Here is a 22,716-nt window from a genome sequence, read left to right on the forward strand (position 1 = left end):
GGCTTGTATGGCACGCATCAGAACATATTTCGGCTTCGTGACCGCCTTGGTCGCGGCAGCACTGCTGCCCGCGACGCCAGCGGCGAACGCGCAAGTCATTACCAACACAGCCGCTGCGCAGTGGACGCGCGAAGGCCAGCTCGGTCAAGCGTTGTCGAATCGCGTCGACGTAACGGTGGCCCCGCGTCCGCCCGAACGACCGACGATTGCAACCTATCGCCTGACCAGCGGCAGTGGCGATAAATCCGTGCCCCTAGCGCCGACCCAATGTGCTCGCACGGTCGGCCGCAGCATCAGCACGACGATCCCGCTTAGCGGCGTCTATGAAGGCATTTCGACGGCGCCCGCCTCACTGCAAGGCACCGACAATTTTCGCGCCGGCGAAGTGCTGGTCGTCGGCGTCACGCTCGCATCGGCAAATGTCGATCCGCAGATGCGTGACACGCTGGCCGTCGTGATAGAGCTGGAAAATGGCGATCGCGAAGCGATCACGTTGACCGAAACGGCCAACAGCAGCGGCGAATTCGTCGGCATCATCAACACGATTGGCGTCCCTCCCGCCGTCGCCCAAGGTGACTGCCGCCTGTCGGTCGATCCGGGGGCGCCACTGACGCTGCGTGTCTCCGACCAGGCGAATGCCAGCCTTCTCGCGCTGGCGACGATCAACTTCCTCGTCGATCCGTTCGGTATCGTCTTCGACAGCGGCGATGGCACGCCCGTTCCGGGCAGCCGCGTAACGATCGTCGATGCCACAACGGGCCAGCCGGCGCAGGTGTTTGGCGATGACGGTGTCTCCACCTATCCATCGAGCGTCGTCACCGGCCAAAGCGTGACCGACGCGGGCGGCAAGACTTATACTTTCCCCACCGGTGACTATCGTTTCCCCTTTGTCGCGCCGGGCAGCTATCGTCTTGTGGTCGAACCGCCGGCACCTTTCACTGCGCCGTCGAAATCGAACTCTGCCGACCTCGCCGGCCTGCGCCGTCCCGACGACGGTTTGCCGTTCGAAATTACCGGGGCAAGCTATGGCGAAATCTTCACGCTGAACAGCCCGGCGCCCGTTCGCGTCGATATCCCGGTCGACCAGCCCGGCCTGCCGCTTCTCCTGCGCAAGACAACGTCGACGCAGGTCGCGGTGCCAGGCGACGTCATCCAGTATCGCATCGAAGTCGCCAACCACGACACCCGCCGCAACACCGGCGTCGTCACCGTGCGCGACGTGCTGCCTGCGGGCATGCGCTTGCGCCCCGACACCGTTCGCGTCGACGGCGTGCGCGTGACCGCCGATGTCGCCGGGAACGGGCGTGAATTTGCCGTCACGATGCCGACCATCGCCGCGTCGCGTTCGGCGCTTCTCACCTATCTTGCCGAAGTCATCGTTTCGGCGCAGCCGGGCAACGCCCTCAATCGCGCAACCGCAACCGACAATCGCGGATCGACGAGCAACGTCGCCGAAGCGACGATTTCGATCAAGCGTGATCAGCTTGGCGACCGGATGACGATCATCGGCCGGATCACCGATGGCGGCTGCCGCGTCGATGCGGGCAAGGCCGACGGCATCATGGGCGTGCGCGTCATGCTGCAGGACGGCAGCTACACCGTCACCGACGAGGATGGGCGCTATCATTTCGAAGGCGTGCGCCCCGGCATCCACGTCGTCCAGATCGATCCGTCGACGCTGCCGCTCGACCGCGAAGCCATCGATTGCGCGCGTTCGACGCAGAGCGCCGGCAGCGCCATCTCGCGCTTCGTCGAAGGCCGCGGCGGGTCGCTGAAGCGCACCGACTTCAGGGCCGTCGGCGCTACGCCGCGCGCCGCGCCCGAAAAGGCGGCCATCGAGGCATCCAAGGTGCTGAGCGATCCCGAAGCCGCCGGCGCCGGCCGCGACTGGCCTGCCGGCCAGGCGCCTGGCATCGCGTGGCTGTTCCCTGAAATCGATCATAATCCGCGCGCCAAGGCGATCCGCGCGGCGGTAAAGCACGCACCGGGGCAGACCGTGTGGCTGCGCGTTAACGACAAGCCCGCCGGCGAGCTCACGTTCGAAGGCACGAGCAAGTCCACCGACGGCCGCGTCGCCGTCAGCCTGTGGCGCGGTCTCGAAATCCGCGAGGGGGAAAACCGGCTGGTCGCCGAAGTTAAGGACGGCAACAGCGTGACGGTCGAAACGCTCGAACGCACCGTCCATTATTCGATCACACCGATGCGCGCGTCGCTGATCCGCGAAAAATCGGTACTCGTCGCCGACGGCGTGACGCGCCCTCTGATAGCGGTGCGCCTGACCGATCGCGACGGCAAACCGGTTCGCTCTGGCCTGACAGGCGAATTCAGCGTCCCCGCACCCTATTACCCGGCGGCCGAGGCCGATGCACAGCAGGCGCGCCAGCTCGTTGGACTCGAGCGCGCGCAGCCGGTGTGGAAGATCGATGGCGACGACGGCGTCGCCTATATCGAGTTGGAGCCGACCACCGCGTCGGGCACATTGTCGGTCGAATTCAATTTCCGCGACGACAAGGTGACGCGCAAGCAGACGATCGAAACCTGGCTCGATCCGGGCAATCGGCCATGGACGGTCGTCGGCTTCGCGGCGGGTACGCTCGGCTACAATACGCTCGACGACCGCATGGAGCCCGTCGCCGAGACGACGGGCGATCTCAACGCCGACGCCCGTCTCGCGCTCTATGCCAAGGGCCGCGTGCGCGGAAAATGGCTGATGACGCTGGCTTATGACAGCGACAAGGACAAGGACGACGCGCGGTTCGGCGGAGTGATCGACCCGCGTGCTTATTATACCATCTATGCCGACCGCAACGAGACGCGCTACGACGCCGCTTCGGTGCGCAAACTCTACCTGCGGCTCGAACGCCCGCAATTCTACGCGATGTTCGGCGATATCGAGACAGGCATTTCGGAACCCGAACTCGCCCGTTACCAGCGCGCGCTCAACGGCGGCAAGGCCGAATATCGCGGCCGCAATGTCGCAGCGACGGCGTTTGCCGCCGACACGCCCTACCGCTTCCGCCGCGACGAGATCCAGGGCAACGGCCTGACCGGGCCTTACCAGCTCGGTGCAAAAGACATCCTGCCGAACAGCGAGCGGATCGTCATCGAGACGCGCGACCGGCTGCACAGCGAGCGCGTCATCGACAGCGTCAGCCTGTCGCGCCATGTCGATTACGACATCGACTATCTGTCGGGCACGATCCGTTTCCGCGAACCCGTGCTCAGCCGCTCGTCGAACCTCGACCCGCAATTCATCGTCGCCGAATATGAAGTCGATGGCGTCGGCCAGCGCGTGCTCAACGCGGGCGGTCGCGTGAGCTATCGCTCGGACGACGAGAAAATTCGCGTCGGCGCGACCTTCATCCATGACGAGGACGGCAACGCCAGAACCAACCTCGGCGGCGTCGACGCCCGCTATCGACCCAATATCGATACCGAAGTCCGGGCGGAACTGGCGATCAGCGATGGCAAGGCTCAGAACAGCAGTGCCGCTGCCTCCACCGGCACCGCAAAGGCATGGCTGATCGAGGCCGAGCATCACAGCGGCAATATCGATTTCCTGGCGTATGTCCGCGAGCGCGAAACTGGCTTTGGCGCCGGGCAGCTCAATCATGGCGAGGACGGTACGCGCAAATTCGGTTTCGACGCGCGGCTGCGGGCCACCCGCACGCTTTCGCTGACAGGCAGCGCGTGGCAGGAAGATTATCTCGACCTCGGATCGCGCCGCCGCGCCGCGCGGATGCTCGCCGAATATGACAATGGAACCTCGGTCGCTCGCGCCGGCCTGACCCATGCCGACGATCGCCTGACCGACGGCACGCGCAACCGGTCAAACATCGTCCAGCTGGGCGCAACGCAGCGCATGTTGGGCAAGCGCCTCGAACTCGACGCGCAGACCGAATTTGCGCTCGGCGGCGAGGATGCCAGCGCCGATTTCCCGACTCGTCATCGTCTCGGAGCGCGCTTTGCGGTCACCCGCGACGTCAATCTTGTCGGCAGCTACGAAATTGCCGAAGGCAACACGATCAAGTCCCGCATCGCGCGGCTCGGGTTCGATCTGACTCCCTGGGCGGGTACGCGCTTCCTCGCCACCGCAAACCGGCAAGAGAACGGGGAATATGGACCGCGCAGCTTTGCCGCCTATGGCCTGTCGCAATCGCTGAAACTGGCCGAACGCTGGTCGGTCGACGTATCGATCGATGGCAACCGCACCATCGGTGGAGTGCGCGCAAAGGACGTGCTCAACGTCGATCATCCGGTCGCGTCGGGCGGCTTCCTCGGCCACGGCGGCACGCTCACCGAAGATTTCTTCGCGATCAGCACCGGCGCGACCTATCGCGCAGACCGCTGGACCCTGACCGGCCGTGCCGAGTATCGCAACGGCGAACTCGCCAACCGGTACGGGCTGACGCTCGGAGGTCTCCGCCAACTCGGCGAAGGCCGCGCGCTGGGCGCGCTCTTCACTTACGCCAAGGCCAGCGGCAGCGGAACGACGCCAACGACCGAGGTGATCAATTTCGAAATGAGCTGGGCGCATCGCCCCGCGGATTCGCGCGTGTCGTGGCTAAACAAGAGCGAGTTCCGTTCGGACAAGGTTCGCGATGCGATCGCCGGTCAGCCCGGCCCGACCGGTGGCGGTGCGCTGACGATCGACGGTGACGCAACGAGCCGCCGCCTGCTCAACAGCCTGTCGATGAACTGGACCCCGCTTGGCGAACGCGGTGTAGACGGCATGGGGTTCGAACGTGCCGAATTCGGCGTCTTCTGGGGAACGCGCTATAACTTCGACCGTTTTGGCGCCGACGACGTCAAGGGCTGGTCGAACCTCATCGGCGCCGACTTTCGCTTCAATTTGGGTGAGCATGTCGACGTCGGTGCGTCGGGCACGGTGCGCGTCGGTACCGACGCCGATACCGTCAGCTGGGCCGGCGGGCCCACGGTGACGCTGGCGCCGATGAAGAATGCCAACTTGACCTTCGGCTATAATTTCGCAGGTTTCCATGACCGCGATTTCGAGCACGCGCGCTTCTCGCGTTCGGGTGTCTATGTGACCTTCAAACTGAAGTTCGACCAAACGAGTTTTGCCGGGTTGGGGCTCTAGCCCCAACCCCATTCCGTTCGGGCCGGCCTTAATCCGCGAACAGCAGGACCGGCGTCTCGATCAGCTTCTTCAGCGCCTGAACATAGCTGGCAGCGTCCCAGCCATCGACGACACGGTGGTCGCAACTGATCGAAAGGTTCATCAGCTTGGCGCGGCGGATGTCGTCGCCATCGAATACCGGGCGCTCGACAATCTTGTTCGGGCCGATGATCGCCACTTCGGGACGGTTGATCACCGGCGTCGTCGCAATGCCGCCGAGCGGGCCGAGCGAGGTGACGGTCAGCGTCCCGCCGGTCAGTTCCTCGACCTTCGCCTTGCCAGTGCGCGCGGCTTCGGCGAGGCGACTGATCTCGCTGGCAAGCTGCCAGACATTCTTGTCCTGCGCGTCGCGGATCACCGGAACCATCAGCCCCGCGTCGGTCTGCGTCGCCATGCCCAGATGCACGGCGCCGTGGCGCGTCACGACGCCGCCCTCGTCGTCGTAGCGCGCGTTGATCATCGGGAACTCAGGGATCGTGCGGCAAATCGCAACGATCAGGAAGGGTAGCATCGTCAGCTTTGGACGGCCGCCGCGGTTGGCGTTCAAATCGGCGCGCATATCTTCCAGCGCGGTGACGTCCATTTCTTCGACATAGGTGAAATGCGGAATTGCGCGCTTCGATGCTGCCATATTCTCCGCGATCTTGCGGCGCATGCCGATGACCTTGACCGGCTCGTCGGCGCGGGCGCGGCTGGCCCCGGGCGCGTGATAGCCCTGTCCGCCGCTGTAGCGGAGGAATGCGTCGAGATCGGCGTGGCGGATGCGGTCGCCTTCGGCCTGGACTTGGCCCAGATCGACGCCGAGATCCTTGGCGCGCGCACGGACCGCGGGCGATGCGAGGACTTGGCGGTCATGCGCCGGAGCAGCCATTCGAGCGGGCGCAGGTGCAGGGGTGGCGACGGGCGCGGGGGCAGCAACCTCGGCCACAGAAACTTCTTCGGCGCCCGGCGTTTCGGCGACGATTTCTTCCTCGACGGGCGTATCGGCGGGCGGCGCTTCGACCTCGCCATCGCCATCCCCGTCTGTCTCGATCACCGCAAGCGTCGATCCGATCGGAATCAAGTCGCCGACCTCGCCCGCCAGTTCGACGACGATGCCCGACACGGGCGATTCCATCTCGACCGTCGCTTTGTCGGTCATCATGTCGGCGAGCTGCGCATCTTCCTCGACGCGCTCGCCGATCTTCACGTGCCAGGCGACAATTTCGGCTTCGGCAATGCCTTCGCCGATGTCGGGCAGACGGAATGAATAGCGGGCCATGGCGTCAGTCCTTCAGGATTTTCGTGAGCGCAGTTGCAATGCGCACCGGGCCGGGAAAATAGGCCCATTCGAGGCTATGCGGATAGGGCGTGTCGAAGCCGGTGACGCGTTCGACCGGCGCTTCGAGGTGATAGAAACAGCGTTCCTGCACAAGCGCCGCGAGTTCCGCGCCGAAGCCCGAGGTCCGCGTCGCTTCGTGAACGATCAGGCAGCGGCCGGTCTTCTTCACCGAGGCTTCGATCGCGTCGATGTCCAGCGGCAGCAGCGTGCGCAGGTCGAGGATTTCGGCGTCGATGCCCATTTCCTCGACGATCGTCTTGGTGACGTGCACCATCGTGCCATAGGCAAGGATCGTGAGCGCCTCGCCCTCGCGCACCGTCGCCGCCTTGCCCAGGTCGATGCGGTAATAGCCTTCGGGCACCGCGCTTGCATCGTGCTTCGACCAGGGCTCGACCGGGCGGTCGTAATAGCCGCTGAACGGGCCGTTGTAGATGCGCTTGGGTTCGAGGAAAACGACGGGGTCGTTATCCTCGATCGCGGCGATCAGCAGGCCTTTGGCATCATAGGGGTTCGACGGAATCACCGTCTTTACGCCGCAGATATGCGTCATGATGCTCTCGGGCGACTGGCTGTGCGTCTGCCCGCCAAAAATGCCGCCCCCGAACGGGGTGCGCACCGTCATCGGGCAGATATAGTCGTTCGCCGAGCGGTAACGCAGCCGCGCCGCTTCGCTGACGAGCTGGTCGAGTCCCGGATAGATATAGTCCGCAAACTGGATCTCGGGGACGGGACGCAGGCCATATGCGCCCATGCCGACCGCGACGCCGATGATGCCGCATTCGTTGATCGGCGTGTCGAACACGCGCGTCTTGCCATGCTTCCTCTGCAACCCCGCCGTCGCGCGGAACACGCCGCCGAAAAAGCCGACGTCCTCGCCCATCACGACGGTTGCGGGATCGCGTTCGAGCATGACGTCCATGGCGCTGTTGATCGCCTCGATCATATTCATGGTTTTCGTGTCGCTGCTCATCATTCGGGCTTCCAATCGGGGCCGAACTTGGCTTCTTGCTCGGCGAGCATCTGCGCGCATTGTTCCTTGAGGTGCCAAGGCATTTCCTCGAACACATCTTGGAACATCGTCTCGAACGGCTGGTGCATACCGTGGCCGAGAATACCCAGCTTTTCTGACTGCTTCTGGGTCGTCTTGACCAGATCGTCGAGCTCCCTCGCCTGCGCATCGTGACGGTCGGCATCCCATTCGCCGAGTATTTCAAGATGCTGGCGAAGACGCGCGATCGGATCGCCAAACGGCCAGGCGGTCGCCTCGTCGGCGGCGCGATAGGCACTTGGATCGTCCGAGGTGCTGTGCCCTTCGCTACGATAGGTGAAATGCTCGATCAGCGTCGGGCCATTGTTCGTGCGGGCGCGATCGGCAGCCCATTGCGTCGCGGCATAGACCGCGAGCGGATCGTTGCCGTCGATGCGAAGCCCCGCGATGCCATAGCCGACCGCGCGTGCGGCAAAGGTCGTGCGTTCGCCCCCGGCGAAGCCCGAAAAGCTCGAGATCGCCCATTGGTTGTTGACGACGTTGAAGATGACCGGCGCATTATAGACGGTCGCAAAGGTCAGCGCCGAATGGAAATCCCCCTCGGCCGACGAGCCCTCGCCGCACCAGACGGTCGCGATGCGGCTGTCGCCCTTCGACGCCGAGGCCATCGCCCAGCCCACCGCTTGGGGATATTGCGTCGCAAGATTGCCCGAAACGCTGAAGAAACCATGCTCGGGCGCCGAATACATGATCGGCAGCTGACGACCGAGCAGATGGTCGCCGCGGTTCGAATAAATCTGGTTCATCATCTGGATCAGCGGATAGTCGCGCGCGATCAGGATGCCCTGCTGGCGGTAGCTGGGAAAGCACATGTCCGCCCGGTCGATCGCCATTGTAGAGGCGACCGAGGTCGCCTCTTCGCCGGTGCACTTCATGTAAAAGCTTGTCTTGCCCTGCCGCTGCGCACGGAACATGCGATCGTCGAACGCCCGCGTCAGCATCATGTAGCGCAGCATCGTGCGCAGCCGTTCGGGCGAGAGCTTCGGATCCCACTGCCCCTTTGCATGCCCGTCGAAATCGAGCACGCGGACAAGACCATAGCAAAGCTCGCGCATCGCGTCGGGTTTGGTTGCTTCGCCCGGCCGCGGTGTCGCGTCGACCGCCGGAACCTCGATGTCGCCGAAATCGGGATTATCGCCCGGGCGGTAACGCGGCTCGGGAATATGCAGCGATAGCGGCGGCAGATTGCTCGCCGGACGCCCCAGATTCATTTCGGGGTCCGTTTCGGCCATGTCCTCGTCCTTCGAGGCGCGAATCGCGCCTAGTTATATTTCAACGTGGCGACATATTATTACTGTCGCCATACGAATGCAACTGCGGTGGTCAGACCGCGACAGGCGCTGAAATATGCGCTTGCGGCGCATAATCCTCCACAGCGAAATCATCGAACCGGTAATCGAAAATGCTCTCTGCCTGGCGAAGGATGCGAAGCTTTGGATCGCCGCCGGGCACCCGCGCCAGTTGCTGTTCGACCAGCGCTGCGTGGTTCAGGTACAAATGAACGTCGCCGCCGGTCCAAACGAGTTCGTGCGCGCGCAAGCCAGTCTGCTCGGCGACCATGCGCGTCAGCAACGCGGCCTCGAAGACATTGAAGGCGAAGCCCAGCCCCAGATCGCACGACCGCTGGAACAACAGGCACGACAGCCCGCCATCGCTGCGAACGTGGAACTGGTAGGTCATGTGGCACGGCGGCAGCGCCATGCGATGAAGATCGGCAACGTTCCAGCCGGTGAAGATATGCCGCCGCGATCCCGGATTGTTCTTCAGCGAATCGATTAGCGCGGCAATCTGATTGTGCCCTTGTTCGGCGCGGCGGAATAGCCCGTCGTCCGCCGGCTCGTAAATTGGCCAGTTGACCCATTGATGACCATAGACCGGGCCCAGGTCACCCCACGCTGCCGCAAAATCATCGTCGGCGATGATCCGTGCCTCAAAAGCTTCGGCGTCGATCGCGTCGCCGGTCTCGCTGCGATATTTGTCGAGCGGCCAATCGGTCCAGATTTTAACGCCCTGCGCGACGAGTGGCTGGATATTGGTGTTGCCGGTCAGGAACCAGAGCAACTCGCGCAGCGCCGTCTTCCAATAAACGCGCTTTGTCGTCAGCAGCGGGATCGCGTCGTCTTTCAACGAGAATCGCATCGTCTCGCCGAACAGCGATCTCGTGCCGACGCCGGTCCGGTCGATGCGCTCGTCGCCCTCGACCCAGATACGCCGCATCAGGTCGAGGTATTGAAGTTCATAATGGATGGAATCAGGCAAGACTCACTCCCGGTTTTCTCGCATCGTTGCTAGGCCTCGCGCCGCATGCGGACAAGGGAGCAGCGGGTGTGACGTCACAATGCGTCCGATGCGGGGCAGTCGTGGATTGGGGATCCTTCGACCAGCGCGCATGCTGCGCCAATGACCAAATTCGAACCCGTCGGCAGAGCGCCGGAGCCGCCGGCGCGCGCCGGTTTTGTACCGTGTCAGTTCGAGGATCCGGTCGCTGCCCAACTGCTGCGGCCCCTGTTCGGCGACGACCGCGAGACATTGGTCCTTGCGGGGTTCGACGCATTCGAACGGCTGGTAGGGCTGATCCGGATCGACGGCGACAGAAGCGGACGCTGCATTATCCCCCCGCAATGCTGGCGCAGCTTTATCGACGACCGGATCGTCACCGTCGTCATGGCCCACAACCACCCGTCGGGCAACCCGGAACCAAGCGCGGCCGATACCGGGACGACGCAGGAGGCCGCAATTTTCCTGCGGACATTGGGCGTCGAACTGGTCGACCATCTGATTTTCGTCGCTGGCGGTCATTTCAGTTTTCGAACTGCCGAAATGCTATAGTTCCAGCAATCATCTTCGTTGTGCCGATTGGCGCTTGAAGTTCGCAGATTGCGCGTCTAGAGGACCGCCCTGCCTTCGCGGCGACCCCGGTCGGCGCGCAGATCGGTCGGGGAGTAGCTCAGCCTGGTAGAGCACTGTCTTCGGGAGGCAGGGGCCGGAGGTTCGAATCCTCTCTCCCCGACCAATTTCTTGCATATGCACATTTTGCACCGTCTCTTCTTGTAAGTCGGCGCACAAACCCCTAAATTCGAATTACGTCGCCATGGTTTTCCCCCTTTCCATCGCGGCGAGTGTCCCGTCGTCATTGACGTGGATGCGTCCTCCCTGGACCCTGGCCACCTCGTACTTCGGTACGAGGTGGTTTTTTATTCAGCGGCTTGCGGGAATATTTCGGATTCCGGTCCATTCGCTCCGACCTCTTGTACCAGATTCGAAAACCAGGCGACCAATCGCGCCACCGACACAGGATCGGGCAAGCGATCGGGGGTAAGATAGAGGCTGCGGTCGATCTCGATCTGGATAGCATGAACTGCCTGCCCCGGCTTGCCATGCGTACGGACGATATGCCCGCCGGCATAGGGCTGGTTTCGCGATACGGCGACACCCAGTTCCTCCGCCAGCGCCATGACCCGGTCGACCACCCCCTCACCCGCCGTCGCGCCGAAATGATCGCCGACGACGATCCGGGCGCCATGACCGGACAGGCCGGGAGGAATCGGCGGCATCGAATGCAGGTCGAGCAATATCGCATGGCCGAATCGGTCGCGCGCGGCGGACAATTCTCCGGCCAATGCGGCATGATAGGGCCGGTGAAAGGATTCGAGCCGCCAGTGCAGTGCCGCATGATCGATCGGCCGCTTCCACAACGGGCCGCAATCGGCAAGCCGCGTTGGCACCACGCCCAGCCCCGCGCGCTCCTTTCGGCCGGGGGCCGAAAATTGCGCGCGCAGCGGTATGGCGACTTCGCCGGGCGCCATCTGCCCTTCCCCGCGATTAAGATCGGCAACGGCGCGCGCCCACATCGCCTGGACGACCGTCGCGCCGGCTTCGGCGGCTTCGGTGGCGATCAGGTCGCACCAGCTGTCTTCAAGCCGTTCAAGAAGCGTACGGTCGACCCGCGTAGCGGCAAGTATCTCGGGCGGGTAGATGCGTCCGGCGTGCGGTATCGATACGACGACCGGGCCCCCCGCCGCGGGGCGGTTGACAGCGATGGCGGCAGGCAGGATGCTGTGCGACAACATGATGGATGGGTGGCAAAAAAAGCCCGATGAATCCAGCGCTGCGTTAATTTGTTAAATCTCTGGCGCTATGACGGACTTCTCGATGAGGGCGCGACGACCGGAACCGCCGCGCCGCGGGACCTGGGGACAGTTTTTCAAAATGATTCGTATCTTGCTGGCAGAAGACGATGACGTAATGCGCGAATATCTCGCGCGGGCGCTGACCAGCGCCGGTTATCATGTCACGGCGGTCGACCGGGGAACCGAAGCGGTGCCTTATATCGATTCGGGTACTTTCGACCTGTTGCTGTCCGATATCGTGATGCCCGAAATGGACGGGATCGAACTCGCGCAGCACACGGCGAAGGCGGCGCCGCAAACACAGGTCATGTTCATCACCGGTTTTGCGGCAGTTTCGCTCCGCGCCGAGGAAAATGTACCGCAGGCGAAGCTGCTGTCCAAACCATTCCACCTCAAGGACCTGGTCCGCGAAGTCGACAATCTGTTCGGCCGCGCCGACCGGTCGAGCCAACAATAACGACGCGACCTCGCGCGAAGGGCTTGCCAAGCCGCGCGGAGGCCTTTAGGGGGCGCGTCACCCCAAGGGATGGGCGTGTAGCTCAGTGGTAGAGCACTGTGTTGACATCGCAGGGGTCGCAAGTTCAATCCTTGCCACGCCCACCATTAAAAACGCCGCCGCCCACCGGGTGGGCGGCGTTTTTGCTTTCAGGCCATTCCGCGCGCCAGGTCCCCGCGCGAGGCATCGCCGATCTGGCTGCCGCCATCGCAGTCGAGAATCGTGCCGGTGATATAGCCCGCCGCGGGGCTACACAGGAACACTGCCGATTCGGCGACCTCCTCGATCCTGCCCCAGCGTTTCATGGCAATCCGGTCGTAATGCGACTGGCGCGTCTCGGCATCGGGAGCGAGCCGCTTCATCCCCTCGGTATCGGCGATCGGACCGGGCGAGATGCCGTTCACGCGCACCTCGGGGCCCCACTCGAGCGCAAGCACACGAATCAGCTGGTTGATCCCCGCTTTGGCGGCGCAGGCGTGCGCCTGCAACGCCGACGCATTGACCGCCTGCCCCGCCGTGATCGCGATCAGCGAGGCTCCCGGGCGGTTCAGCAGATCGTGGCTGCCGCGAAACACGTTAAAGGTGCCGTTGAGGTCGATATCGACCACGGTGCGAAACGCATTTGCAGACATGCCGAGCGCGGGTGCAAGGAAATTTCCCGCCGCGCCCGAAATGACGATGTCCATCGGTCCCAGTTCGCCTGCGACCCGTTCCATCACTCCGCGGATCGCAGCGTAATCGCGAACGTCGCCGGAAAGGCCGAGTGCGCCGCCCCCTATTTCATCAGCCGCACGCGCGGCCTTGTCGGGGTCACGCCCGGCCACTGCGACCTTCGCACCGAGCTGGGCAAAGCGTTTCGCGATACCAAGATTGATGCCGCTCGTTCCGCCGGCGACGAAGGCAGTCTTTCCGGCCAACAGATTATCGCGAAACGTCGACATGGCGGTCATCCTCTCTTTCACTCTGGGCGGCGACCGCGCGATGCGGGGTTGACGTATCGAGACCAGTCGCCTTTTGAAACTGGAACAGACAGCAAGGATGATCCGATGGCAAGTGCCGGCCCGACCTCGAACAGCTTCATCTCGCAGCGGCTGAAGCTGCATTATGTCGATTGGGGCAATCCGGACGCGCCGCCGCTCCTCCTCCTTCACGGGGGCCGCGACCATTGCCGCAATTGGGACTGGGTCGCCGAAAAGCTGCGCGATCGCTATCACATCATCGCCCCCGATCTGCGCGGTCATGGCGACAGCGCCTGGTCACCCGACGGCAATTACGCGATGGACATTTTTGTATATGACCTTGCCCAACTGATCCACCAACTCGATCTCGGCCCGCTGTCGATCGTCGCGCATTCGATGGGCGGCAATATTGCGTTGCGCTATACCGGCCTCTATCCCGAAAATGTGTGCAAACTCGTCGCGATCGAAGGCCTCGGCCCCTCGCCAAAGGTAATAGGCGAGCGCGCGAAGACGGGCTATCCCGAACGTTTCCGCAAATGGATCGAGGATAAGCGCCAGGCGGCCGGGCGCACGCCGCGCCGCTATGCGACGCTGGAAGACGCACTGGCGCGGATGATGGATGAGAACGCCTATCTCACCGAGGCACAGGCCCGCCACCTGACCATCCACGGGATCAGCCGCAACGAGGACGGAACATGGAGTTGGAAGTTCGACAATTATCTCAACGTCTGGCCCGCTTTCGACATGCCGCAGGACGATATCGCCGCGCTGTGGGGCGCGATCACCTGCCCGACCCTGCTCCTTTATGGCGCGAACAGCTGGGCCTCGAACCCCGAACGGGACGGCCGGTTGCAGCATTTCAAGACCGCGAAGGTCATCGAGTTCGAAAATGCCGGCCACTGGCTGCACCACGATCAGTTCGACCGGTTCATGTCCACGCTATACGAATTCCTCTAAACGGTTCGCTGGTTGCGCGTGGCTGCGCGCGATAAGAGGCGGCGCGATGGCCTATACGGGGCAGATATCGACAAAACAGCGAGCCTTTGCCGGCGGCAGCGCCCTGACGATCGCCGCCGTCATCGGTTTCAGCCTCGCGGGCGGACTCGCCCCGGAATTCGTTCGCAAGGCTAGCGAAGCGATTACGGCAATCGCGATCCCTGCGCCGCAGCCGCCCCGCGAGGAAATAGCGCCGTCCAAGGCGCCGAGCGAAAAGGCGAACGGTCCTGCATCGGCCGCCAACAAATTCGCAAAGGCCGCGGCCGTCGCCGCGCCTCCGCCAAAACTTCCGCCCATCGCACCGCCCATGACCGCAGCACCGCGTCCCGGCGAGGGAAGCGCACCCTCGGCCGGCGCCACCCCTGATCCGGGACCGGGATCGGGTGCGGGCGGGCGCGGCGACGGGACCGGTGCGGGCGGCGCGGGAAGCGGGACCGGCGGCGGCACGAAAGCCGTCTGGCGAAGCGGAACCATCGGCGATCGCGACTATCCGCGCGAAGCGAGCCGGGCGAAGATTGGCGGCGACGTCGAGGTGCGGTTTACGATCGAAGCGAGCGGCCGCGTGACCCGCTGCCGCGTCACTCGGTCGAGCGGCGACGCCTCGCTCGACGAGACGACTTGCCGGCTTATCGAACAGCGGTTCCGATTTCGGCCTGCAACCAACGCAATGGGAGAGCCCGTTGCGAGCCAATATGGTTGGCGGCAGGCCTGGTGGCTCGAGAAACGACGATAGGCAACAGGTCAATCCTCAACCCTGCCACCACGAATTCGCGACAGTGTTGCGAATAATTCGCATTATAATTGACATTGCAACCGACTCGCAATAGCGGCGCTCCGTTCACAACAACAGGGGTAAAGCCGTGAAGCCTACGACGTCCGCCACTTTCTTGGCGCTTTCCTGCGTCGGCAGCCTGATCAGCACCGCGGCCATGGCGGCCGACGCAAGTGCAGATACATCGTCCGAACAGCAGTCCGAACGCGAACGCCGCGAAGAACGCGAGCAGATCATCGTCACCGGACAACATTATCAGACGCAGCAGGAATCGCCGAAATCGACGCGCCCCGTGCGCGACACGCCACAGACGGTGACCGTCATCACGGCCGAGACCATCGAACAGCAGAATTTACTGACGCTGCGGGACATGCTCTCGACCGTCCCCGGCATCACCTTCGGCGCCGCGGAAGGCGGCTCGCCTCCGGCCGACTCGATCAACTTTCGCGGCTATTCGGCAAGCAGCGACATCACGCAGGACGGCGTGCGCGACAGCGCGGCTTATAACCGCTCGGATTCGTTCAACCTCGAACAGCTGGAAATCGTCAACGGCGCGAATTCGGTGCAGAGCGGTGCGGGATCGGTCGGCGGATCGATCAACATCGTCACCAAGCGTCCACTCGACGAGACGCGTATCATCGCGACCGGCGGCATCGGCACCGACGAATATTACCGCGGCACCGTCGATGCCAACATCCGTGCGAGCGACCTGATCGCCGTCCGTCTCAACGCCATGATGCATCGGAACGACATTCCCGGCCGCGACGTCGAAAACTATGAACGGTGGGGGGTCGCCCCGTCGGTCAGTATCGGCATGAACGGCCCGAACAAGCTGACGCTGCAATATCTCCATCAGGAGGACGACAATATTCCGCAATATGGCGTGCCCTATTATGACGGGCCGATCCCGGGCGCCCATCGCAGCGACTATTTCGGTTATCGCAACATCGACCGGCAGGAGATTACCGTCGATCAGGCGACTGCGATCTTCGAGCATGATTTCAGCGACAGCTGGTCGATCCGCAACCTCGCGCGCTGGCAAAAGGTCAGCCAGCTGACCGTGGTCGGCCCGCCGCAGGGCACCTATTGCCTGGCGACCGGCGTAACCCCGGCGGGCGGCAGTTGCACGATCACTGTATCGGATGCGCCGTTCACGGTTCCCAACGGCTATTATTATATCGGCGGACCGCGCGGAAACCTGCGTGATTCGACCAACGAACTGATGTACGATCAGATCGACCTGCGCGGCACGTTCAATACGGGCGCGATCGAACATACGCTAGTCATCGGCGCATCCGCCTTGTGGGAAAAATATCTGCTCAACAGCGGCAATGCGCTCCGCAACGCCGACGGAACGCCCTTCTACACCCGCTATCCGCTGGTCAATATCGCCAACCCGAACGAGGTCGTTGTCGGCCCCGCGCTGCCGACGGGCTTCAGCTACGGCAGCAATGTCTACGACGGCCCGGTCAACTTCACCTTCACCAGCCGCCAGCGCGGCGAGGTCGATAATTATGCCGTCTATCTGTTCGACGCGATGAAGCTCGGCAAGGTCGAGATCAACGGCGGCGTCCGCTATGAAAAGAGCAGCGGGTCGCGCCATACCGGGCTGGGTGCGACGATCCCTGCCGAATATAGCGACAATCTCTTCTCCTATCGCATCGGTCTCGTCTACAAGCCCGTAGAGGCCGTTACCCTCTATGCCGCCTACGGGAATTCCAAGACCCCGTCGCAATCGTCAGTCAACGGCGCCTGCTCCGATGCAGCGGTCAACGGCAATTGCAACGTCAAGCCCGAGAGCGCGAAAAACTACGAGATCGGCGTCAAGGCCGAGGTCGCGGGCGGCCGCCTGTTGCTCAGCGCCGCAGCGTTCCGCAACGAACGCGACAGCTATCGCGTCAATTCGGGCGATCCGACGCTCCCCGACCAGGTGCTCGACGGCCACTCGCGCGTCGATGGCATCGCGCTGAGCGCGGTCGGGCAAATCCTGCCCGGCTGGTCGATCACCGCCAACTACACCTATCTCGACAGCGAGATATTGCAGTCGGTGTCCGATTTCTGTCTCGCCAACCCAGGCGAGGGCGATTGCACGAACAGCGTCGCCTTCCCAGACCCCGTCGCGGGCGCGCAGCTCCAGAACACCCCGAAACATTCGGGCAGTCTGTTCACGACCTATGAACTGCCGTTCGGGCTGAAGATCGGATATGGCGCGACCTACCAGGGCAGATTCACGTTCAACCTGCCGACCGCGACCGCCGAACCGATATTGTTCCGGTCCGACGATTACTGGGTTCATAACGCCTATCTGGCCTATGATTTCAACGACCGGATCAGCGCGCAGCTCAATGTGAAGAATTTCACCGACAAGCTGTATTTCACCCGCATTCGCAACAATGGCTGGGCAACCCCCGGCGACGCGCGGTCGGCGGTGCTGACCCTGACGGTCGGCCTCTGATCCCCGATGCCGGGAGCGGCGCGGCGCCGTTCCCGGCATTGATCATGGTTCCGACCTGTGGCAGCGCCGGTCGGTAGCGCCGAAGGACCAGACCGCCGATGTTGATTGCCGTTCCCGATTTGCTGTCCGTTGCCGAGGTGGCAGAGGTCCGAACGATCATCGACGCCGCCGAGTGGATCGACGGCAACGCGACGTCGGGCCACCAGGCGGCGCTGGCCAAGAATAACGAGCAACTGCCCGAAGATGGTAAGGCCGCGCGGCAAGCGGGCCGGTTGATCCTCGAGGCGCTCGGCCGTTCGCCGATCTTCTTTGCCTCGGCGCTGCCGTTGCGCATCTATCCGCCGCTGTTCAATCGATACGGGCCGGGGCAGGAATTCGACACCCATGTCGATAATGCGATCCGCATCAAGCGCGGCAGCGAATTCCGTATCCGCAGCGACCTGTCGATCACCGTCTTTCTCGAAGCGCCGGACGCCTATGACGGCGGCGAATTACTGGTCGAGGATCATTATGGCGTCCAGCGGGTCAAGCTACCCGCGGGGCACGCCGTCGTTTATCCCTCGTCGAGCCTGCACCGCGTCACCCCGATCACGCGCGGGCGGCGCGTCGCATCCTTTTTCTGGCTCCAGTCGATGGTCCGCAACGCCGAAGAACGACGCACCTTGTTCGACCTCGATCGCGCGGTGCAGCGGCTCACCGGCGAGCTGGGCGGCAAGGACCGGTCGGTGATCGAGCTGACCGGCGTGTATCACAATTTGCTGCGGCTCTGGGCAGATAGTTGAGCCCTGTTTACTCTTTGATCTAATCCAACATCGCGCGCCACGCGCGAGAGACATGCTCGCGGTCGCCAGCGACGACGCACGCCGCAAGCCCCTGCGCGTCGGCGAGCGCAACCGCCGCCTGCGGACCGAGCACCGTCAGCGCGGTCGCCCAGCCGTCGGCCATCATGCATCGGCGGTGAAGCACCGTCACCGACGTCACGCCGTTGACGATCGGCCGCCCGGTGCGGGGGTCGAAGCTGTGCGAATAATGCCGTCCGCCGGCAGCGAAGCCGCGCCGGTAGTTGCCCGACGTCGCGACCGACAGGTCGTGGAGCGCGATACGCCAGGGCGCGACCGACGACAGAGGCGGCGGTTCGACATCGACCCACCACGGATGGCCGTCCGGGCGCAATCCCTCGCCGCGTAATTCACCGCCCACTTCGAGCAGGAAATGGCGCACGCCGACACCGAGCAGCCAATCGGCGGCCAGATCGACCGCATAGCCCTTGGCAATACCCGACAGGTCGAGCGCCGCCCCCTCGCCGCGCCGGAGTCGCCGCGCTGCGGCCTCCAATTCGATCGATCGATCGGCGGCGACATCGACATCGCGCGGGACCCGATCGACGGGCCCGGCGCGGCCGAAACCCCATGCGTCCGTCAGGCGGCCCATACCCGCGTCGAACGCGCCATTGCTCGCCTGCGCGATGCCAAGCGCCGCTTCCACAACCTGCGCGAGATCACGGGGCACCTCGTGCCACACGCCCGGCTCGGCGCGGTTGAAGCGCGAAAGGTCGGAGCCGCTTTCCCACTGGCTCATTTGCCGCACGACGCGATCGAACGCCGCCCGAACCTCGCAAGCGGCAGTTGCGGGCGGCGACACTGCCTGCAAAGACCAACTCGTCCCCATCGTCTCGCCAGCGAAGGTTTCGATTGCCCGCGCGGCATCGCGTCCCGCGAACGCCGCAGGGGTCAGCGCGCGGGGAATCAGGATGCGATCGGTCAGGGCGCCAGCACTTCCAGCGTCGTGACGTAGCTTGCCCGGCGCTGCGGCACTGGGGGCGCCGTATCGCCTTCGTCGCGTGCCGCCCGCGGCGTCGTGACATTCAGCCAATAAAGGCCGGGGCCGGTCCAGTTGACCTCGACCTTGCCGTCGGCGCCGGTCTGGAGATCCATCTGGCCCAGCTGGTCGCGATAGCGGATGCCGCCCGGGATCACGGTGACGGGCAGCCCCGCCGCGGGCTTGCCGTCCATTAGGAACTGGAAGGTCGCCGCCTCGCCCGCGATCAGATCATTGGGATGCGTGACAGGAACCAGCTCGATCCCCTTTCCCGTCGGCTGGAACAGGGTCGTTGTCGGCTCGCCGACGGTCACGAAAATCTCGTTGCGATTGCTCGCCTCGGCGGTGCGGACATTGGTCGCGCCGGCGGGGATGCGCTCGGCCAGATTGGCGGTCGTGGTGCCCCGCGGCAGCCGCTCGGTCTTGCCGTTCAGATCATAACTGCCCATCACGCCGTCGGACACCGATGCGATGCGCCAGGTGCCCTTTTTCGTGAGATGGACGTCGAAGGTACTGCGATAGCGCCCCGTGGCCTTGTTTTCGATCGCCGCCTCGCTGCCGTCGGGCGCCCATGCCTTCAGCGCGTCGAGGCGCATCGCATTATGTTCGAAATAGAAAAGATCGTTCGAAATCGCGGCATCGACGGTCACCCAGACATCGTCGCCCGACAGCACGGTCGACGACGGCAGCATCCACTGGCGATGCGCCGAAGCCGGAACGGCAACGACGGCCGCCAGCGCCGCCGCGGCCGCAAAACCCAAAATATGCGTCTTCATATCCCTGTCCTTTCAAGCTTTAACGGAAGGCAACCGAAACGGCGCCCAATTCGCTCGTCCCGGTAACGCGCCCACCCGCCCCCGGTTTTGCCGGCCAGGCGAAGGGAATGCGCAGAAGCTCGCGGCCGCCGACCTCGCGCGCGGCCTCGATCACCAGCACATATTGGCCAGGCGTCGCCGCGCCGAGTTGCGCGCGCGTGAAGGAGATTTTGTGCGCGCCCGGCGCGCGCGTCGCGCCAGTGATGCCGTTGGCGGGAAAGCTCATCGAGCGGCCCGCCGCCCGCCACCATTGGCGAACGTCGCGCAGCCATTTGGTGCCCTCGTTCGCCTTCATATCGTAATCGTACCACACGGCGACCGTCTTTGCCCGCGCCCCGGCCTTTTCCACCCATATCGCGACATAGGGCTTGTGATATTCGGCGACCTTCAATCGCGGAATGGTGACGGTCACGTCCATCGTGCCGGGATTCGCGAGCGCTATCGCGGGCGCGCCGAGGACGGCACCGAGGCCGATCGTGCCGCCGAGGATACGCGCCGGGGTGGAAAGCTGCATGAACGGTCTCCCTAGTGAATGAAGATGACGGCGATCGCGGCGGGAATAGCCAACCCCAGCCCGACGAGCGGCCAAGTGCTTTTTCGCTTCGCCGAATGAAGCTGGAGCAGGAACAGGCCGGTGACCGCGAAAACGACGCAGGCGAAGGCGAAGATGTCGATGAACAAGCTCCACGCGTCCCCCGAGTTCCGCCCTTTATGCAGGTCATTGAGGTAGGATATCCAACCGCGACTGGTGATTTCGCCCGACGCTTCCCCGGTCGCAAGGTCGATCGCGACCCAGGCGTCGCCGCCCGGACGCGGCGCTGGAAGATAGACTTCACCGTCGGACCATTCGGCCTCGTTCGACGCCTTGACCGGAAAGCTGGCCTCGACCCATTCGGCAACGGCCGGCGGCAATGGCGCCTTATCGGCAGCGGGGATCGAACGATTCAGCCGAGCAAGCAACGCCGGCGGCATCTGTACCGTCTTTTGGGTGACGATGGGCGAACCCTCGATATCGGCGGCGTGGTTGAGCGTGAATCCCGTGATCGCAAAGAGCAGGAGGCCGATCAGGCTGATGGCCGAACTCATCCAGTGCCACATGTGCAGCTGTTTCAGCCAAAAGGCTTTCCGGCTCTTCCTGGTCGCCGGTCGTGAAGATGGGGGTGCGTGCATGGATGGATTCTGAGGAGGATGATGCACGCGGCATTATCGAGAACGATTCGCAATTACAATAATGAATCCTGTTTTGAGCCGGTTCGAGGATTAATCGGTTTCGGCCATCGAATTAGCGCCGGTCCGAAGCGGGAAGACGCCACTCCGGATATCCGGCCTGTTGCCGCAAGATGCAGTTCAGCCAACCGTGGCGTTAGGGCTTTTCCTTTCATAATTCGATATTTCTGGAATTATAAATTGACACAGCGATGGATATCGATATTTCGACATCTCTAGAAAGGTCGTCGCAAATGAGCGCAGTTAATATTCAGGTCTGGGCCGTCGACGCGTTGGGAGCCCTCGCGCACGAGACACGGCTCGCCGTTTTCCGTATGTTGGTAACCGCTGGTCCGGACGGGATGATCGCAGGTACGATTGCCGAGCAGGCCAAGGTTCCACCATCGACGATGTCGCATCATCTTGCCACGCTCGAACGGGCGGGTCTGATCCAGGCCGAACGCGAGAGCCGCCTGATCCACTATCGGGCCGACTATGAAGGGATGAGCAAGCTGCTTACCTTTCTCATGAAGGATTGCTGCCAGGGTGCGCCCGATATGTGCGCGGACATATTCACCAACCTCACTTGCAATGGTTGAGAGGCTGTGACCCAACACATTAAGAATGTTCTCTTCCTGTGCACCGGGAACAGCGCGCGCTCGATCCTCGGCGAGGCACTACTGAATCGCCAGGGCGGAGGACGTTTTCGGGCCTTCAGCGCGGGCAGTTTCCCGAAGGGCGACGTCCACCCCGCTGCGCTCGAACTGCTAGGCGACCTTGGGTTCGACACCGTCGGCCTTCGCTCGAAGAGCTGGGGCGAATTCTCGCAGCCCGGCGCTCCGAAGCTCGATTTCATTTTCACCGTTTGCCAAGGTGCTGCAGACGAAACCTGCCCGATCTGGCCGGGAAACCCGGTCACGGCACATTGGGGGATCGAAGACCCCGCCGCAGTGGAAGGCGCAGGCCAGCGCGAGGCGTTCGAACGTGCGCTGCACTATCTGTCGAACCGGGTCGCGCAGTTCCTCGTTCTTCCGCATGAAAGCATCGATGCGATGGCAATGGAGCGCGAGCTCAAGGAAATTGGTCGCGGTCGTGGCGCGACGCAAGCTGGGGAAGCAAACCCGTGATCACCGACATCATCCTCTATCACAATCCCGACTGCGGCACGTCGCGCAACACATTGGCGATGATCCGCAATGCCGGCATCGAACCGCATGTCGTCGAATATCTGAAATCGCCGCCAACGCGCGTCCTGCTCGAACAAATGATCGCACGTGCCGGCATCAGCCCACGCGACTTGCTTCGCGAGAAAGGCACACCTTATGCGGAGCTCGGTCTCGACAACCCGGCGCTCAGCGACGAGGCGCTTATCGACGCGATGATGGAGCATCCGGTACTCATCAACCGGCCGCTCGTCGTTTCTCCGCTCGGCGTAAAACTCTGCCGGCCGTCCGAACTCGTCCTCGACCTGTTGCCCACCCCGCAGCGCGGTGCCTTCACGAAGGAGGACGGCGAGAAGGTCATCGACGCCGCCGGCCAACCCATCGGGAACTGAGAAGA

General features: G+C 63.4%; 20 protein-coding genes and 2 tRNA genes. 12 read left to right on the top strand and 10 right to left on the bottom strand.

What is annotated here, in order from left to right; all coding sequences use genetic code 11:
- The first annotated feature begins 7 nt into the window (after nucleotides 1-7).
- Nucleotides 8-5,101 carry a DUF11 domain-containing protein gene (locus tag HDC35_RS01540; RefSeq protein WP_184643103.1) on the top strand — a complete coding sequence of 1,698 codons (5,094 nt, stop codon included), beginning with the start codon at nucleotides 8-10 and terminating at the stop codon, nucleotides 5,099-5,101.
- Between the two features lie 28 nt (nucleotides 5,102-5,129).
- Here HDC35_RS01540 and HDC35_RS01545 read toward each other — a convergent pair whose 3' ends face one another.
- The 4 genes from HDC35_RS01545 to thyA all read right to left on the bottom strand — a co-directional run bounded on the left by HDC35_RS01545 (nucleotide 5,130) and on the right by thyA (nucleotide 9,768).
- Complete coding sequence (locus tag HDC35_RS01545; RefSeq protein WP_184643104.1) at nucleotides 5,130-6,401, bottom strand: dihydrolipoamide acetyltransferase family protein; 1,272 nt, start codon at nucleotides 6,399-6,401, stop codon at nucleotides 5,130-5,132.
- A 4-nt stretch (nucleotides 6,402-6,405) separates the two neighbouring features.
- Nucleotides 6,406-7,410: an alpha-ketoacid dehydrogenase subunit beta gene (locus HDC35_RS01550; protein WP_184643913.1), complete on the bottom strand. Its 1,005-nt coding sequence runs from the start codon at nucleotides 7,408-7,410 to the stop codon at nucleotides 6,406-6,408.
- 20 nt (nucleotides 7,411-7,430) lie between these two features.
- Complete coding sequence (locus HDC35_RS01555; RefSeq protein WP_260397422.1) at nucleotides 7,431-8,741, bottom strand: 3-methyl-2-oxobutanoate dehydrogenase (2-methylpropanoyl-transferring) subunit alpha; 1,311 nt, start codon at nucleotides 8,739-8,741, stop codon at nucleotides 7,431-7,433.
- 91 nt (nucleotides 8,742-8,832) lie between these two features.
- Nucleotides 8,833-9,768 (bottom strand): thymidylate synthase, encoded by a 936-nt coding sequence (gene thyA / locus HDC35_RS01560; RefSeq protein ID WP_260397423.1) that lies wholly within the window; start codon nucleotides 9,766-9,768, stop codon nucleotides 8,833-8,835.
- Nucleotides 9,769-9,909: 141 nt separating this feature from the next.
- On the opposite strand from thyA, the gene HDC35_RS01565 reads away from it, so the two are divergent.
- Together HDC35_RS01565 and HDC35_RS01570 are read left to right on the top strand one after the other, a co-directional pair.
- Nucleotides 9,910-10,338 (top strand): JAB domain-containing protein, encoded by a 429-nt coding sequence (locus HDC35_RS01565; protein ID WP_184643105.1) that lies wholly within the window; start codon nucleotides 9,910-9,912, stop codon nucleotides 10,336-10,338.
- A gap of 107 nt (nucleotides 10,339-10,445) precedes the next feature.
- Nucleotides 10,446-10,522: transfer RNA gene (locus HDC35_RS01570), tRNA-Pro, on the top strand.
- 181 nt (nucleotides 10,523-10,703) lie between these two features.
- Here HDC35_RS01570 and HDC35_RS01575 read toward each other — a convergent pair.
- Nucleotides 10,704-11,579, bottom strand: a complete 876-nt coding sequence (locus HDC35_RS01575) for an N-formylglutamate amidohydrolase (RefSeq protein WP_184643106.1) — start codon at nucleotides 11,577-11,579, stop codon at nucleotides 10,704-10,706.
- Nucleotides 11,580-11,718: 139 nt separating this feature from the next.
- Between HDC35_RS01575 and cpdR the strand changes: the two genes are divergently transcribed.
- Both cpdR and HDC35_RS01585 read left to right on the top strand, forming a co-directional pair.
- Nucleotides 11,719-12,096, top strand: coding sequence for a cell cycle two-component system response regulator CpdR (gene cpdR, locus HDC35_RS01580; RefSeq protein ID WP_053554171.1), 378 nt, complete (start codon nucleotides 11,719-11,721; stop codon nucleotides 12,094-12,096).
- A gap of 71 nt (nucleotides 12,097-12,167) precedes the next feature.
- A tRNA-Val gene (locus HDC35_RS01585) sits at nucleotides 12,168-12,242 on the top strand.
- Between the two features lie 42 nt (nucleotides 12,243-12,284).
- On the opposite strand, the gene HDC35_RS01590 is transcribed toward HDC35_RS01585, so the two are convergent.
- Nucleotides 12,285-13,076: an SDR family oxidoreductase gene (locus tag HDC35_RS01590; protein ID WP_184643107.1), complete on the bottom strand. Its 792-nt coding sequence runs from the start codon at nucleotides 13,074-13,076 to the stop codon at nucleotides 12,285-12,287.
- A gap of 105 nt (nucleotides 13,077-13,181) precedes the next feature.
- Between HDC35_RS01590 and HDC35_RS01595 the strand changes: the two genes are divergently transcribed.
- The 4 genes from HDC35_RS01595 (at nucleotide 13,182) to HDC35_RS01610 (ending at nucleotide 18,099) form a co-directional block, all read left to right on the top strand.
- Nucleotides 13,182-14,051 carry an alpha/beta fold hydrolase gene (locus tag HDC35_RS01595; RefSeq protein ID WP_184643108.1) on the top strand — a complete coding sequence of 290 codons (870 nt, stop codon included), beginning with the start codon at nucleotides 13,182-13,184 and terminating at the stop codon, nucleotides 14,049-14,051.
- Between the two features lie 46 nt (nucleotides 14,052-14,097).
- A complete protein-coding gene (locus HDC35_RS01600; RefSeq protein ID WP_184643109.1) occupies nucleotides 14,098-14,823 on the top strand; it encodes an energy transducer TonB in 726 nt (241 codons plus the stop codon).
- A 196-nt stretch (nucleotides 14,824-15,019) separates the two neighbouring features.
- Nucleotides 15,020-17,317: a TonB-dependent siderophore receptor gene (locus HDC35_RS01605; RefSeq protein ID WP_184643919.1), complete on the top strand. Its 2,298-nt coding sequence runs from the start codon at nucleotides 15,020-15,022 to the stop codon at nucleotides 17,315-17,317.
- 98 nt (nucleotides 17,318-17,415) lie between these two features.
- Entirely contained in the window at nucleotides 17,416-18,099 is a 684-nt protein-coding gene (locus HDC35_RS01610) for a Fe2+-dependent dioxygenase (protein WP_184643110.1), read from the top strand.
- 19 nt (nucleotides 18,100-18,118) lie between these two features.
- On the opposite strand, the gene HDC35_RS01615 is transcribed toward HDC35_RS01610, so the two are convergent.
- From HDC35_RS01615 to HDC35_RS01630, 4 genes are all read right to left on the bottom strand, one after another.
- Entirely contained in the window at nucleotides 18,119-18,985 is an 867-nt protein-coding gene (locus tag HDC35_RS01615) for an FAD:protein FMN transferase (RefSeq protein ID WP_184643111.1), read from the bottom strand.
- A gap of 92 nt (nucleotides 18,986-19,077) precedes the next feature.
- A complete protein-coding gene (locus tag HDC35_RS01620) occupies nucleotides 19,078-19,911 on the bottom strand; it encodes a DUF4198 domain-containing protein (RefSeq protein WP_184643112.1) in 834 nt (277 codons plus the stop codon).
- A gap of 19 nt (nucleotides 19,912-19,930) precedes the next feature.
- Nucleotides 19,931-20,464 carry a DUF2271 domain-containing protein gene (locus tag HDC35_RS01625; RefSeq protein ID WP_184643113.1) on the bottom strand — a complete coding sequence of 178 codons (534 nt, stop codon included), beginning with the start codon at nucleotides 20,462-20,464 and terminating at the stop codon, nucleotides 19,931-19,933.
- Nucleotides 20,465-20,475: 11 nt separating this feature from the next.
- The gene (locus HDC35_RS01630; protein ID WP_184643114.1) at nucleotides 20,476-21,120 is read right to left on the bottom strand and encodes a PepSY-associated TM helix domain-containing protein; all 645 of its coding nucleotides are present in this window, start codon (nucleotides 21,118-21,120) and stop codon (nucleotides 20,476-20,478) included.
- A 248-nt stretch (nucleotides 21,121-21,368) separates the two neighbouring features.
- Between HDC35_RS01630 and HDC35_RS01635 the strand changes: the two genes are divergently transcribed.
- Genes HDC35_RS01635 through arsC form a run of 3 tightly spaced genes read left to right on the top strand, consistent with a single transcriptional unit; the run spans nucleotide 21,369 to nucleotide 22,711 of the window.
- Nucleotides 21,369-21,755 carry an ArsR/SmtB family transcription factor gene (locus tag HDC35_RS01635; RefSeq protein WP_409437929.1) on the top strand — a complete coding sequence of 129 codons (387 nt, stop codon included), beginning with the start codon at nucleotides 21,369-21,371 and terminating at the stop codon, nucleotides 21,753-21,755.
- A 6-nt stretch (nucleotides 21,756-21,761) separates the two neighbouring features.
- Nucleotides 21,762-22,283, top strand: a complete 522-nt coding sequence (locus tag HDC35_RS01640) for an arsenate reductase ArsC (protein WP_184643115.1) — start codon at nucleotides 21,762-21,764, stop codon at nucleotides 22,281-22,283.
- Nucleotides 22,283-22,711: an arsenate reductase (glutaredoxin) gene (arsC, locus tag HDC35_RS01645; protein WP_184643923.1), complete on the top strand. Its 429-nt coding sequence runs from the start codon at nucleotides 22,283-22,285 to the stop codon at nucleotides 22,709-22,711. Before HDC35_RS01640 ends, arsC begins: the two co-directional genes overlap by 1 nt.
- Nucleotides 22,712-22,716 lie beyond the last annotated feature (5 nt).

The organism is Sphingopyxis sp. JAI128 (assembly GCF_014207235.1).
GTDB lineage: Bacteria > Pseudomonadota > Alphaproteobacteria > Sphingomonadales > Sphingomonadaceae > Sphingopyxis.

What these genes read in the sequence shown, in the direction of transcription:
- HDC35_RS01540 (WP_184643103.1), top strand. Translation starts at nt 8, where the DNA reads ATGGCACGCATCAGAACATATTTCGGCTTCGTGACCGCCTTGGTCGCG.
- HDC35_RS01545 (WP_184643104.1), bottom strand. Translation starts at nt 6,401, where the DNA reads ATGGCCCGCTATTCATTCCGTCTGCCCGACATCGGCGAAGGCATTGCC.
- HDC35_RS01550 (WP_184643913.1), bottom strand. Translation starts at nt 7,410, where the DNA reads ATGAATATGATCGAGGCGATCAACAGCGCCATGGACGTCATGCTCGAA.
- HDC35_RS01555 (WP_260397422.1), bottom strand. Translation starts at nt 8,741, where the DNA reads ATGGCCGAAACGGACCCCGAAATGAATCTGGGGCGTCCGGCGAGCAAT.
- HDC35_RS01565 (WP_184643105.1), top strand. Translation starts at nt 9,910, where the DNA reads ATGACCAAATTCGAACCCGTCGGCAGAGCGCCGGAGCCGCCGGCGCGC.
- HDC35_RS01575 (WP_184643106.1), bottom strand. Translation starts at nt 11,579, where the DNA reads ATGTTGTCGCACAGCATCCTGCCTGCCGCCATCGCTGTCAACCGCCCC.
- cpdR (WP_053554171.1), top strand. Translation starts at nt 11,719, where the DNA reads ATGATTCGTATCTTGCTGGCAGAAGACGATGACGTAATGCGCGAATAT.
- HDC35_RS01590 (WP_184643107.1), bottom strand. Translation starts at nt 13,076, where the DNA reads ATGTCGACGTTTCGCGATAATCTGTTGGCCGGAAAGACTGCCTTCGTC.
- HDC35_RS01595 (WP_184643108.1), top strand. Translation starts at nt 13,182, where the DNA reads ATGGCAAGTGCCGGCCCGACCTCGAACAGCTTCATCTCGCAGCGGCTG.
- HDC35_RS01600 (WP_184643109.1), top strand. Translation starts at nt 14,098, where the DNA reads ATGGCCTATACGGGGCAGATATCGACAAAACAGCGAGCCTTTGCCGGC.
- HDC35_RS01605 (WP_184643919.1), top strand. Translation starts at nt 15,020, where the DNA reads ATGGCGGCCGACGCAAGTGCAGATACATCGTCCGAACAGCAGTCCGAA.
- HDC35_RS01610 (WP_184643110.1), top strand. Translation starts at nt 17,416, where the DNA reads ATGTTGATTGCCGTTCCCGATTTGCTGTCCGTTGCCGAGGTGGCAGAG.
- HDC35_RS01615 (WP_184643111.1), bottom strand. Translation starts at nt 18,985, where the DNA reads ATGGGGACGAGTTGGTCTTTGCAGGCAGTGTCGCCGCCCGCAACTGCC.
- HDC35_RS01620 (WP_184643112.1), bottom strand. Translation starts at nt 19,911, where the DNA reads ATGAAGACGCATATTTTGGGTTTTGCGGCCGCGGCGGCGCTGGCGGCC.
- HDC35_RS01625 (WP_184643113.1), bottom strand. Translation starts at nt 20,464, where the DNA reads ATGCAGCTTTCCACCCCGGCGCGTATCCTCGGCGGCACGATCGGCCTC.
- HDC35_RS01630 (WP_184643114.1), bottom strand. Translation starts at nt 21,120, where the DNA reads ATGCACGCACCCCCATCTTCACGACCGGCGACCAGGAAGAGCCGGAAA.
- HDC35_RS01635 (WP_409437929.1), top strand. Translation starts at nt 21,369, where the DNA reads ATGGATATCGATATTTCGACATCTCTAGAAAGGTCGTCGCAAATGAGC.